General features: G+C 68.0%; 12 protein-coding genes. 8 read left to right on the top strand and 4 right to left on the bottom strand.

Annotation, left to right across the window (positions count from 1 at the left end):
• Positions 1 to 11: 11 nt before the first annotated feature.
• Positions 12 to 647, bottom strand: a complete 636-nt coding sequence (locus G3I78_RS26200; RefSeq protein ID WP_164428750.1) for a TetR family transcriptional regulator — start codon at positions 645 to 647, stop codon at positions 12 to 14.
• A 66-nt stretch (positions 648 to 713) separates the two neighbouring features.
• Here G3I78_RS26200 and G3I78_RS26205 point away from each other — a divergent pair, with 66 nt between their 5' ends.
• Positions 714 to 2,330, top strand: a complete 1,617-nt coding sequence (locus G3I78_RS26205; RefSeq protein ID WP_164428752.1) for an MFS transporter — start codon at positions 714 to 716, stop codon at positions 2,328 to 2,330.
• 248 nt (positions 2,331 to 2,578) lie between these two features.
• Positions 2,579 to 2,890 (top strand): small hydrophobic protein, encoded by a 312-nt coding sequence (locus G3I78_RS26210; RefSeq protein ID WP_164428754.1) that lies wholly within the window; start codon positions 2,579 to 2,581, stop codon positions 2,888 to 2,890.
• A gap of 58 nt (positions 2,891 to 2,948) precedes the next feature.
• Here the strand turns inward: G3I78_RS26210 and G3I78_RS26215 are convergent, their stop codons facing one another.
• Positions 2,949 to 3,686, bottom strand: a complete 738-nt coding sequence (locus G3I78_RS26215) for a potassium channel family protein (protein WP_164428756.1) — start codon at positions 3,684 to 3,686, stop codon at positions 2,949 to 2,951.
• A gap of 80 nt (positions 3,687 to 3,766) precedes the next feature.
• Positions 3,767 to 6,514: a pyruvate dehydrogenase (acetyl-transferring), homodimeric type gene (gene aceE / locus G3I78_RS26220; RefSeq protein ID WP_164428758.1), complete on the bottom strand. Its 2,748-nt coding sequence runs from the start codon at positions 6,512 to 6,514 to the stop codon at positions 3,767 to 3,769.
• Between the two features lie 343 nt (positions 6,515 to 6,857).
• On the opposite strand from aceE, the gene G3I78_RS26225 reads away from it, so the two are divergent.
• The 6 genes from G3I78_RS26225 (at position 6,858) to G3I78_RS26250 (ending at position 11,303) form a co-directional block, all read left to right on the top strand.
• Positions 6,858 to 7,289, top strand: a complete 432-nt coding sequence (locus G3I78_RS26225; RefSeq protein ID WP_164428760.1) for a DUF3052 domain-containing protein — start codon at positions 6,858 to 6,860, stop codon at positions 7,287 to 7,289.
• Positions 7,290 to 7,397: 108 nt separating this feature from the next.
• Positions 7,398 to 7,856 carry a peroxiredoxin gene (locus tag G3I78_RS26230; protein ID WP_164428762.1) on the top strand — a complete coding sequence of 153 codons (459 nt, stop codon included), beginning with the start codon at positions 7,398 to 7,400 and terminating at the stop codon, positions 7,854 to 7,856.
• Between the two features lie 97 nt (positions 7,857 to 7,953).
• Positions 7,954 to 8,529 (top strand): calcium homeostasis/redox stress adaptation protein, encoded by a 576-nt coding sequence (locus G3I78_RS26235; protein WP_164428764.1) that lies wholly within the window; start codon positions 7,954 to 7,956, stop codon positions 8,527 to 8,529.
• A 98-nt stretch (positions 8,530 to 8,627) separates the two neighbouring features.
• Complete coding sequence (locus G3I78_RS26240) at positions 8,628 to 9,203, top strand: TerD family protein (protein ID WP_164428766.1); 576 nt, start codon at positions 8,628 to 8,630, stop codon at positions 9,201 to 9,203.
• Positions 9,204 to 9,328: 125 nt separating this feature from the next.
• Positions 9,329 to 10,477 (top strand): DUF475 domain-containing protein, encoded by a 1,149-nt coding sequence (locus G3I78_RS26245; protein WP_164428768.1) that lies wholly within the window; start codon positions 9,329 to 9,331, stop codon positions 10,475 to 10,477.
• Positions 10,478 to 10,565: 88 nt separating this feature from the next.
• Positions 10,566 to 11,303 (top strand): Tellurium resistance, encoded by a 738-nt coding sequence (locus G3I78_RS26250; RefSeq protein ID WP_164428770.1) that lies wholly within the window; start codon positions 10,566 to 10,568, stop codon positions 11,301 to 11,303.
• Between the two features lie 59 nt (positions 11,304 to 11,362).
• Here G3I78_RS26250 and G3I78_RS26255 read toward each other — a convergent pair whose 3' ends face one another.
• Positions 11,363 to 12,133, bottom strand: coding sequence for a TerD family protein (locus G3I78_RS26255; protein ID WP_164428772.1), 771 nt, complete (start codon positions 12,131 to 12,133; stop codon positions 11,363 to 11,365).
• Between the last annotated feature and the right edge of the window lie 117 nt (positions 12,134 to 12,250).

The raw sequence follows: 12,250 nt of genomic DNA on the forward strand, positions 1-12,250 counted from the left end.
AGTGACACGGATCACGTTTTGGTGTAAGGAGCCCAGTTGCCGGTCAGCGCGGGACCGAGCAGTTCGAGGTACGACACCGTCAGCTCGCGCATCGCCTCCAGGCTGAAGTCCCCGTCCGTCAGCCACTGGCGTTCCGTCACCCGCATCACCCCGCTGAAGACGGCCACCGTGAGCCGTGGACGCGGGTCGGTGGCCAGGTCGAGCCCCTCCCGGTCGGCGAGCAGGCGCGCGAGGATCTCCTCGACCTCCACGGAGCGCCGCAGATGCGCTGCGAGCAGCACGGGCGTCGACTCGATCACCCGGTACATGCCCAGGAACCGCTCCACCGGCACGACCGACTCCACGACCTCGTGCAGGGTGTCCCAGCCCTGGAGCACGGCCTGGCGCAGCGCCTCCAGCGGTGCCTCGTGCGGCGGGCGGGCGCGGACGGCGTCGACGAAGTTCGCCACCGTCATCGCGTCCAGGGCGAGCGCCGCCTCCTCCTTGCCGGCGAAGTACCGGAAGAAGGTGCGCTGAGAGACACCGACGGTGTCGGCGATGTCGTCGACGGTCGTCCGCTCGTAGCCCCGGGTGGTGAACAGCTGGATGGCGGCCCGCAGCAACGCCTCGCGGGTGCGCTGTTTCTTGCGTTCGCGCAGTGTTTCCATTGGTGTCAGTTACCGACTTGTGAATTGGTTTGTCAATTGTCAGTGGCTGTCATTAGCCTCGATCGCATGACTAGTCAGACGATCGACACGACGGGGTCGGGGGACCGGGCACCATCAGCCCCGTCGGATCAGCCGCCCGCCTCGGGGCTGCGCGGCCACCCTTGGCTCACCCTCCTGACCGTGGCCGTCGGGGTCATGATGGTGGCCCTCGACGGCACCATCGTGGCCATCGCCAACCCGGCCATCCAGGCCGACCTCAAGGCGAGCTTCGCGGACGTCCAGTGGATCACCAACGGCTACTTCCTCGCGCTGGCCGTCGCCCTGATCACCGCGGGCAAGCTCGGTGACCGCTTCGGCCACCGCCAGACCTTCCTGATCGGTGTCGTCGGCTTCGCCGCGGCCTCGGGTGCGATCGGCATGTCGAACAGCATCGCCGCGGTCGTCACCTTCCGCGTCTTCCAGGGCCTGTTCGGCGCCCTGCTGATGCCGGCCGCGCTCGGCCTGCTGCGGGCCACCTTCCCGGCCGAGAAGCTCAACATGGCCATCGGCATCTGGGGCATGGTCATCGGCGCCTCCACCGCGGGCGGCCCGATCCTCGGCGGTGTGCTCGTCGAGCACGTGAACTGGCAGTCGGTGTTCTTCATCAACGTGCCGGTCGGCATCCTCGCCCTCGTCCTCGGCGTCCTGATCCTGCTCGACCACCGCGCCGAGAACGCCCCGCGGTCCTTCGACCTCCTCGGCATAGCCCTGCTGTCCGCCGCCATGTTCTGCCTGGTGTGGGCGCTCATCAAGGCCCCGAGCTGGGGCTGGGGCGCCGGGCTGACCTGGAGCTTCATCCTCGCGTCGGTCGTGGGCTTCGTCCTCTTCGCCTTCTGGGAGACGAAGGTCAAGGAGCCCCTGATCCCGCTCGCGCTGTTCCGCTCGGTGGCGCTGTCGGCGGGTGTGGTCCTCATGGTCCTGATGGCGATCGCGTTCATGGGCGGCCTGTTCTTCGTGACGTTCTACCTCCAGAACGTGCACGGCATGAGCCCGATCGACGCCGGTCTCCACCTGCTCCCGCTCACCGGGATGATGATCGTCGGCTCGCCGCTCGCGGGCGCGATGATCACCAAGCTCGGCCCGCGCATCCCGCTGGCCGGCGGCATGGCGTCCGTCGCGATCGCCATGTTCGGGATGTCCACGCTGGAGACGGACACCGGCAGCGGTGTGATGTCGCTCTGGTTCGCCCTCCTCGGCCTCGGCCTCGCGCCCGTCATGGTCGGCGCCACCGAGGTCATCGTCGGCAACGCGCCCATGGAGCTGTCCGGGGTGGCCGGCGGTCTCCAGCAGGCCGCGATGCAGATCGGCGGCAGCCTCGGTACGGCCGTCCTCGGCGCCGTGATGGCCTCCAAGGTCGACGGCGACCTCGCGGCCAACTGGAAGGACGCGGGGCTGCCCGCGCTCACCCCGGCCCAGCTGGACCAGGCCTCGGAGGCGGTCCAGGTCGGTGTGGCGCCGGTCGCCAAGGGCACCCCGGCGGAGGTCGCGGCGAAGATCGCCGACGTCGCGCACGACACCTTCATCTCCGGCATGAGCCTGGCGTCCCTGGTCGCCGCCGGGGTCGCCGTCGTGGCCGTCTTCGTCGCGCTGCTCACCAAGCGCGGGGCGAACGCCGAGGCCGGGGCGGGTGTGGGCCACATCTGACCGCTGACGGGACGTCAGCGGACTTCGCCTATCAGGGTGAAGGGGCTAAAGATTTCTCGCCCTCGGTACGCGCCGCAGGTCACAGTGGGTCAAGTCCTCCGCACGGAATGGGAGGACGGATCGGCGCTGCGGCGCGCTGCCGGAGGGGGGCGGCGCGCCGCAAGGCCGGAGGATTAACCGCCGGTACCGGGGTACTCGCATCGTTGAACCCGAGACGAACCCAACCAACCAAGGGTGTCAGGGAGTTGATGATGACGGGCTTCGGACACGGAACGCGCAGGTACCCCCGCTCGCGTGGCCGGACGTGGTCACGGACCGGGCCGGATCGCGCGACGCTCGGGATCATCGGAGTCATCTGCGCGGTAGCGGGCTTCTTCGTACTGGGCATCATCCTGGGCCCCGTGGCGATCGTCTGCGGCTGGCTGGCCATGGGCCGCACCTGGTCGGGCGGCAACCGCGCCTGGCCCACACTGGTCGCCTTCGTACTGGGCGCCATAGACACGCTCCTGGCGATCATCTGGATCGTCGGAGCGTCCTCCCCGGGCGGCGGTCTGTTCTGACCCGGGGCGCGTGAGGGGAAGGGCCCCCGGTGGGACGACCGGGGGCCCGTCCGCGTCGTCAGCCGCTCACGGATGTCCTGCGCAGGGCCGCCACTTCCGCCCTCAAGGCCCGGACCTCCTCCGTCAGCGCCCGGATCGCCTCCGTCTGCTGGCGTTCCTCGACGTCGTCCTTCTCGAAGCGTTCGATGAACCAGGCGGCGATGTTCGCGGTGACGACACCGAGGAGGGCGATGCCCGACAGCATCAGGCCCACCGCGATCATGCGGCCCAGGCCGGTCGTCGGGGCGTGGTCGCCGTAGCCCACGGTCGTCATCGTCGTGAAGGACCACCACACCGCGTCACCCAGCGTCCGGATGTTCCCGTTCGGGGAGTCCCGCTCCACCGAGAGCACGGCGAGCGAGCCGAACATCAGCAGCCCGACGACCGCCCCGCCGACATAGGTCGTCACCCGGATCTGCGAGGCCATCCGGGCCCGCCGCCCCACCAGCATCAGCGTGGAGACCAGCCGCAGCAGGCGCAGGGGCTGTATCAGCGGCAGCACCACCGCGCACAGGTCCATCCAGTGCTGCCGTACGAATCCGCGGCGGTCCGGAGAGAGCGACAGCCGCATCAGGTAGTCGACGGCGAACACCCCCCACACCACCCACTCGGCCACCGTGCACGCCGCCGTCAGCGAGTGGCCCGCCGAGGTGTCCACGATCGGCACGGCGTAAGCGACGGCGAACAGCACCGCGAGCGCCAGAAGGGGCCGCTGAGTGTGCTGTTCCCAACGGGCCTGCGCCGACAGTTCTTTCATGCCCGCATCGTAAGGAAACGGTGAAGGGCAGGGGAGCCGAGGCCCACCTGCCCTTCGTTCGTCCGGGTCGGCCGCAGTGGTCAGGCGTCCCCGCCGGCCGCACCGGGATCAGCGGCGGACACATCCAGCAACTGGTACCGGTCGATCGCCTGCTTCAGCACCGACCGGTCCACCTTGCCCTCCCGCGCCAGCTCCGTCAGCACCCCCACCACGATCGACTGCGCGTCGATGTGGAAGAACCGCCGGGCCGCCCCCCGGGTGTCGGCGAAGCCGAACCCGTCGGCGCCCAGCGACTGGTACGTCCCCGGCACCCAGCGCGCGATCTGGTCCGGAACCGCCCGCATCCAGTCGGACACGGCCACGAACGGCCCCTGCGCCCCGGCCAGCTTGCGCGTCACGTACGGGACCCGCTGCTCCTCCTCGGGGTGCAGCAGGTTGTGCGTCTCGCACTCCACGGCCTCGCGCCGCAGTTCGTTCCAGGAGGTCGCCGACCAGACGTCCGCCTTGACGTTCCACTCGTCCGCGAGGATCTTCTGCGCCTCCACCGCCCACGGCACGGCCACACCGGACGCCATGATCTGCGCCGGGATCGACCCGGAGGTGCCCTCGGAGTAGCGGTGGACGCCCTTGATGATGCCCTCGGCGTCCACGTTCTCCGGCTCGGCCGGGTGCTGGATGGGCTCGTTGTAGACGGTGAGGTAGTAGAAGACGTCCTCGCCGTGCGGGTGCTCCTCGGAGCCGCCGTACATACGGCGCAGCCCGTCCTGCACGATGTGCGCGATCTCGAAGCCGAACGCCGGGTCGTACGCCACACAGCCCGGGTTGGTCGACGCGAGCAGCTGCGAGTGGCCGTCCGCGTGCTGAAGGCCCTCACCGGTCAGAGTCGTACGCCCTGCGGTCGCGCCCAGGACGAATCCGCGCGCCAGCTGGTCCGACATCTGCCAGAACTGGTCGCCGGTGCGCTGGAATCCGAACATCGAGTAGAAGACGTAGACCGGGATGAGCGGCTCGCCGTGCGTCGCGTACGCCGAACCCGCGGCGATCAGCGAGGCCGTGCAGCCCGCCTCCGAGATGCCGTCGTGCAGCATCTGGCCGGTCGGCGACTCCTTGTACGCGAGCAGCAGTTCACGGTCCACCGACTCGTACTGCTGGCCGAGCGGGTTGTAGATCTTCGCGCTCGGGAAGAACGAGTCCATGCCGAAGGTGCGGTACTCGTCCGGCGCGATCAGCACGAAGCGCTTGCCGATCTCCTTGTCCCGCATGAGGTCCTTGAGCAGCCGTACGAACGCCATCGTCGTGGCGATCGACTGGTGCCCGGAGCCCTTCTTCACGGTCGCGTACGTCTTGTCGCCCGGCAGCGCGAGCGGCTTGGAGCGCACCACGCGCGTGGGGACGTAACCGCCGCAGCCCTTGCGGCGGTCGTGCATGTACTGGATCTCCTCCGAGTCCCGGCCCGGGTGGTAGTAGGGCGGCGCGCCCGACTCCAGCTCCTTGTCGGAGATCGGCAGGTGCAGCCGGTCGCGGAAGCCCTTGAGGTCGGCGACCGTCAGCTTCTTCATCTGGTGCGTGGCGTTGCGGCCCTCGAAGTTGGGACCCAGCGTCCAGCCCTTGACGGTCTTCGCGAGGATGACCGTCGGCTGGCCCTTGTGCTCCACGGCCGCCTTGAACGCCGCGTAGATCTTCTTGTGGTCGTGACCACCGCGCCCCAGGTGCAGGATCTGGTCGTCGGTCATGTTCTCGACCATGGCGCGCAGCCGCTGGTCGTCGCCGAAGAAGTGGTCGCGGATGTACGCGCCGGACTCGGTCGCGTACGTCTGGAACTGGCCGTCCGGCGTGGTGTTCATCCGGTTGACGAGCAGGCCGTCGCGGTCCTGCGCGAGCAGCGGGTCCCAGGAGCGGTCCCAGATCAGCTTGATGACGTTCCAGCCGGCGCCGCGGAAGACCGACTCCAGCTCCTGGATGACCTTGCCGTTGCCGCGCACCGGGCCGTCGAGGCGCTGGAGGTTGCAGTTGACGACGAAGGTGAGGTTGTCGAGGCCCTCGCGCGCGGCGATGGTCAGCTGGCCGAGCGACTCCGGCTCGTCCATCTCGCCGTCCCCGAGGAACGCCCACACGTGCGACTTGCTGGTGTCCGCGATCTCGCGCGCGTGCATGTAGCGGTTCATCCGGGCCTGGTAGATCGCGCCGATCGGGCCGAGGCCCATCGACACGGTCGGGAACTCCCAGAAGTCCGGCATCAGCCGCGGGTGCGGGTACGAGGACAGGCCGTGCGGCGCCTTCGACTTCTCCTGGCGGAACGCGTCGAGGTTGTCCTCGCTGAGGCGGTCGAGCAGGTACGCGCGTGCGTAGATGCCCGGTGAGGCGTGGCCCTGGAAGAAGACCTGGTCGCCGCCGTCGCCCTCGTCCTTGCCGCGGAAGAAGTGGTTGAAGCCGACGTCGTAGAGCGAGGCGGAGGACGCGAAGGTGGCGATGTGGCCGCCGACGCCGATCCCGGGACGCTGGGCGCGCGAGACCATCACGGCCGCGTTCCACCGGGTGGCGTTCAGGATCTTGCGCTCGATCTCCTCGTTGCCGGGGAAGAACGGCTCCGCCCTGGTCGGGATGGTGTTCACGTAGTCCGTGCTGCGCATCTCGGGCACGGCCACGCGCTTCTCACGGGCTCGCTCGATGAGCCGGAGCATGAGGTAGCGGGCCCGCTCCCGGCCGCGCTCGTCCACGGCGGCGTCGAGGGAGTCGAGCCACTCCTGGGTCTCCTCGGGATCGAAGTCAGGAACCTGACTCGGAAGGCCGCCAATGATGATCGGGTTGCGATCGGATCCGGAAGCCACGCTGTTCCTTACCTGTCAGAGGGCCTTATTTCTGTATGTCTGCACCGCTCCCCATCGTGTACCTCGGGGGGCCAAACGTCATCTCTACTCCGGGGTAACCCGGGGGTGAGCGCCCGGGTATGGTTCCCAAACACGCAAAGGGGGCAGAAAGGTGTGGCATGTGTCACCCGGAGGCCGTGATGATGTGTCTGGAGTTGCGGTGACACCGTCAGGAACGTCACCGTTTCGGCGGTCTGAACGGCCGGGTACTTGCGCGATCCGCCCCGCCCGTGTGGACTACGGCCAATGCTTCGCGCGTGCGCGAAGCTGAGACACTCATCAAGACATGATCAGGAGGCAACCCGTGAGCGCGACCGCGGACCACGCGGAGACGAGCCCTGCCGTGAGGCTGGGGTTCCAGCCCGAGCAGGTGGTCCAGGAGATCGGCTACGACGACGACGTAGACCAGGAGCTCCGCGAGGCCATTGAGGAAGTCATCGGCAGCGACCTTGTGGACGAGGACTACGACGACGTCGCCGATGCCGTGGTGCTCTGGTTCCGCGACGACGACGGCGATCTGACCGATGTACTGGTGGACGCCACCACGTACATCGAGGAGGGCGGCTCGATCCTGCTGCTGACGCCGAAGACCGGCCGTGACGGCTACGTGGAGCCGAGCGACATCTCCGAAGCCGCGACGACGGCAGGGCTATCCGCCTCCAAGAGCGTCAGTGTGGGCAAGGACTGGAGCGGCAGCCGGCTGGTGACGCCGAAGGCGGCCAAGTCCAAGAAGTAGCCCCGTGGACGGACGGGCCGGCGCGAACCGGCCCGTCCGCTTCTCTGCGGTGATCGCTGCGTAGGGTGGTTGCGTCACCCGAACAGCCCCCGAAGGGACATCCACGCGATGGCGATCCAGGTCGGCGAAAAGGCCCCCGGCTTCGAGCTCAAGGACAACCACGGCAGGACCGTGAAGCTGTCCGACTTCCGCGGCGACAAGAACGTCGTGCTGCTCTTCTACCCCTTCGCCTTCACCGGCGTGTGCACCGGTGAGCTGTGTGAGCTGCGTGACAACCTGCCGCAGTTCTCCGACCGTGACACCCAGCTGCTCGCGGTCTCCAACGACTCCATCCACACCCTGCGCGTCTTCGCCGAGCAGGAGGGCCTGGAGTACCCCCTGCTGAGCGACTTCTGGCCGCACGGCGAGGTCTCCCGCGCCTACGGTGTCTTCGCCGAGGACAAGGGCTGCGCGGTGCGCGGCACCTTCGTCATCGACAAGGAGGGCGTGGTCCGCTGGACCGTCGTCAACGCCCTGCCGGACGCCCGTGACCTGAACGAGTACGTGAAGGCGCTCGACACCCTGTGATTGTTCGGGCCCAGGGACTGCGTGGGCCGGGAACCCGTCACTAGGATCGAATCGTTGATCCGGCAGCATCTTCAAACAGCAAACCTATGGAGGACTCGTGGGAGTCAGCCTCAGCAAGGGCGGCAACGTATCGCTGACCAAGGAGGCCCCGGGCCTGACCGCGGTCATCGTCGGTCTGGGGTGGGACGTCCGCACCACGACCGGCACCGACTTCGACCTGGACGCCAGCGCACTGCTGCTGAACTCGGCCGGCAAGGTCGCCAGTGACGCGAACTTCGTCTTCTTCAACAACCTCAAGAGCGCCGACGGCTCCGTCGAGCACACCGGTGACAACATCACCGGCGAGGGCGAGGGTGACGACGAGCAGATCAAGGTCAACCTCGCCACGGTCCCGGCCGACGTCGACAAGATCGTCTTCCCGGTCTCGATCTACGACGCCGAGAACCGCCAGCAGTCCTTCGGCCAGGTACGCAACGCGTTCATCCGCGTCGTGAACCAGGCCGGCGAGGCGGAGATCGCCCGCTACGACCTCTCCGAGGACGCGTCCACGGAGACGGCGATGGTCTTCGGCGAGCTGTACCGCAACGGCGCGGAGTGGAAGTTCCGTGCCATCGGCCAGGGCTACGCCTCCGGCCTGCGCGGTATCGCCCAGGACTTCGGCGTCAACGTCTAGGACCACCCTGCACACCTCGTCCGGCGCCGCGCGGTTTGCGTGCGGTGCCGGACGTGCAGGTACAGCACAGAAGCACACTCTCGGGGAGGGAACAGCACATGGGCGTCACGCTCGCCAAGGGAGGAAACGTCTCCCTGTCCAAGGCCGCACCCAACCTCACCCAGGTGATGATCGGGCTCGGCTGGGACGCGCGCTCCACCACCGGAGCCGACTTCGACCTCGACGCCAGCGCCCTGATGTGCGCCGACGGGCGGGTACTGGGTGACGAGTACTTCGTCTTCTACAACCAGCTCAAGAGCCCGGACGGCTCGGTCGAGCACACCGGCGACAACCTCACCGGTGAGGGCGAGGGCGACGACGAGTCGATCCTGATCGACCTCTCCGCGGTGCCGGCCCGGTGCGACAAGATCGTCTTTCCGGTCTCCATCCACGACGCCGACAACCGCGGCCAGACCTTCGGCCAGGTCAGCAACGCCTTCATCCGGGTGGTCAACCAGGCCGACGGCCAGGAACTCGCCCGCTACGACCTCTCCGAGGACGCCTCGACCGAGACCGCGATGATCTTCGGCGAGGTCTACCGCTACCAGGGCGAATGGAAGTTCCGGGCGGTGGGCCAGGGCTACGCGTCGGGCCTGAGGGGCATCGCACTCGACTTCGGAGTGAACGTCTCATAGCGCGATATGAGCAAAAGCCGGGGCCTGGTGGGGTGCGGAGGCCGCCGGACTACACTTCGCTTCAAAGTTTCGTAAAGCCGAGTGCGGCACGGGGGCACCCCGTACACGTACGGATTGGGTAGCCAGTGGTTCTCAAAACCTTCGGCTGGTCGTTCGCGGTCACCGCGCTCGGCCTGGTCGCCGCCGTCTTCTACGGGGGGTGGGAGGGCTTCGGCATCGTGGCGATCCTCTCCATCCTCGAGATCTCCCTGTCGTTCGACAACGCGGTGGTCAACGCCGGAATCCTGAAGAAGATGAATGCCTTCTGGCAGAAGATCTTCCTCACCATCGGCGTCCTGATCGCCGTGTTCGGCATGCGGCTCGTCTTCCCCGTCGTGATCGTCGCGATCAGCGCCAAGATGGGGCCCATCGAGGCCGTCGACCTCGCGCTCAACAACAAGGACCACTACCAGGAGCTGGTCACCGACGCGCACCCGGCGATCGCCGCGTTCGGTGGCATGTTCCTGCTGATGATCTTCCTGGACTTCATCTTCGAGGACCGGGACATCCAGTGGCTGCGCTGGATCGAGCGACCGCTGGCCAAGCTCGGCAAGGTCGACATGCTGTCGGTCTGCATCGCCCTGGTCGTCCTGCTGGTCACCGCGTTCACCTTCGCGACCCAGGCCCACCAGCACGGCGGGACCCATGTCGACAAGGCGCAGACGGTCCTGATCTCCGGTATCGCGGGACTGATCACCTACATGATCGTCGGCGGTCTCTCCGGCTACTTCGAGGACAAGCTCGAAGAGGAGGAGGAACGCGAGCACGAGGAGGAGGAGCGCGCCGAGCGTGAGGGCAAGCCCAAGTCCGCGGTGCTGATGGCCGGCAAGGCCGCGTTCTTCATGTTCCTCTACCTGGAAGTGCTGGACGCCTCCTTCTCCTTCGACGGCGTGATCGGCGCCTTCGCCGTCACCAACGACATCGTGCTGATGGCCCTGGGCCTCGGTATCGGCGCGATGTACGTGCGGTCGCTGACCGTGTACCTGGTCCGCCAGGGCACCCTCGACGACTACGTCTACCTGGAGCACGGCGCCCACTACGCGATCGGCGCCCTCGCGGTGATCCTGATGGTCACCATCCAGTACCAGATCCACGAGCTCATCACGGGCCTCGTAGGTGTCGTCCTGATCGGCTGGTCCTTCCTGTCCTCCGTCCGCCGCAACAAGGCACTCGCGGCCGCGGAGGGAAAAGCCGAGGGCTCGGACGAGAAGACTGAGGTCTCGTCCGGGGTGTGACACCCTTCCTGGTGAGGAACGCTCTGAGCGGGGCGGCCGGCCTCCGGCCGCCCCGTCGGGCTTTTCATGAGTGGACGTGGGGGCGGGAATGGGCTTCTTGGACGGACTCCGAGGCGGCCGCGAGGTCGACTTCGACTCGGGCAGCGCGGCCAGCAACGCGATCGAACTGACCAAGCGGCACAACCGGGTCTCGCTCACCAAGCAGGGCGCGGCGACCGGGAACCTGCGCGTCAACCTGACCTGGCGGATGCGGACGTCCGACATCGGGGGCTCACAGCGGGAGTCGCTGCTGCGCCACCCCTTCAAGGCGCTCAAGCCGCCGGAGGTCATGGGGCACAGCCAGAGCATGGTCAACGTCGACCTCGACCTCGGGTGCCTGTACGAGCTGGCCGACGGCACGAAGGGCGTCGTACAGCCGCTCGGCGGGCTGCTGGGGGACGTCAACGCGCCACCGTACGTGAAGCTCAGCGGGGACGACCGGTTCGGGTCGGCGTCCGGCGAGACGATGTACGTGAACCTCGATCACCGGGAGCAGATCAAGCGGCTGCTGGTCTTCGTGTACATCTACGACCAGACGCCGGCGTTCGACCGTACGCACGCGATCGTGACGCTGTATCCGAGCAACGGACCGCGGATCGAGATAGGTCTCGACGAACGGCATCCGCAGGCTCGGTCCTGCGCGGTGGTGATGATCGAGAACGTGAAGGACGAGCTGATCGTGCGGCGCGAGGTGCAGTTCGTGTACGGGTTCCAGGGGGAGCTGGACCGGTTGTACGGGTGGGGGTTGCAGTGGGGGCGGGGATACAAGGCGAAGGCGGACAGGTGAGTTGCCGACTGTCGGTCGTCGGTGGCTGGTCGCGCCGTTCCCCGCGCCCCTGAATGTCCCTACCGTCCGATGAACTGCGGGCCTTGCGGGGGCATGCGGAACTCTCCCGCCGGGACCGGGACCGGGGCCAGCGGAGGGGGGTAGCCGTAGCCCGATGCCGGGGCCGTGGCCGGTGGGGTGGTCGGCTGGGGGTAGCCGTAGGCCGGCTGGGTCGGGACCGAGGTGGCCGACTGGGCGGGCTGTTCCGGGGGGAGGGGCATGGACGTGGGCTCGGGGTCCGCGGGCTCCGTCTCGTCCACCGTGATGCCGAACTCCGTGGCGAGGCCCTGGAGGCCGTCCAGGTAGCCCTCGCCCAGGGCACGGAACTTCCAGGACTCGCCGCGGCGGTACAGCTCGCCGCAGATCAGGGCCGTCTCCTCGCCGGTCTCCGGCTTGATGTCGAAGTAGGCCAGCGGCTCGCTGCCGGCGGCCGTGGCGTCGTACAGCAGGATGCGCAGGCCCTGTACGCGGTCGAAGGTGACGCCCTCCGCCGAAGCGACCAGGAGAATCTGGCTGACGTCGGGCTCGACACCGGTCAGATCTGTCTGGATCGTGTCGGTGGGGCCCTCGGCGACGCGTTTCTTGCCGAGGAGCCAGACCTTGCCCGAGGGGTGCCGGGGCTGGTTGTAGAAGACGAAGTCCTCGTCGGAGCGCACACGGCCGTCGGGGCCGAGGAGCAGCGCCGAGGCATCCACGGCCGGGACCCCCTGCCCGGGCGCCCAGCGCAGCACGGCGCGTACCGTGGTGGCCTTCAGCGGGACGTTGGACCCCTTCTGCATCGCGTGCGTCATGCGGTCATCCTGCCCTCTCGGTCCTGGTCACGACAACGCGGGGGTGGCGGTCGCCGGTTCATGTCGTACCGGCGTCGACATGGCCGTGTATGTCTGCGTTACCTGAAATTCATGCCC

This window comes from Streptomyces sp. SID13726 (assembly GCF_010548375.1).
Classification (GTDB): domain Bacteria; phylum Actinomycetota; class Actinomycetes; order Streptomycetales; family Streptomycetaceae; genus Streptomyces.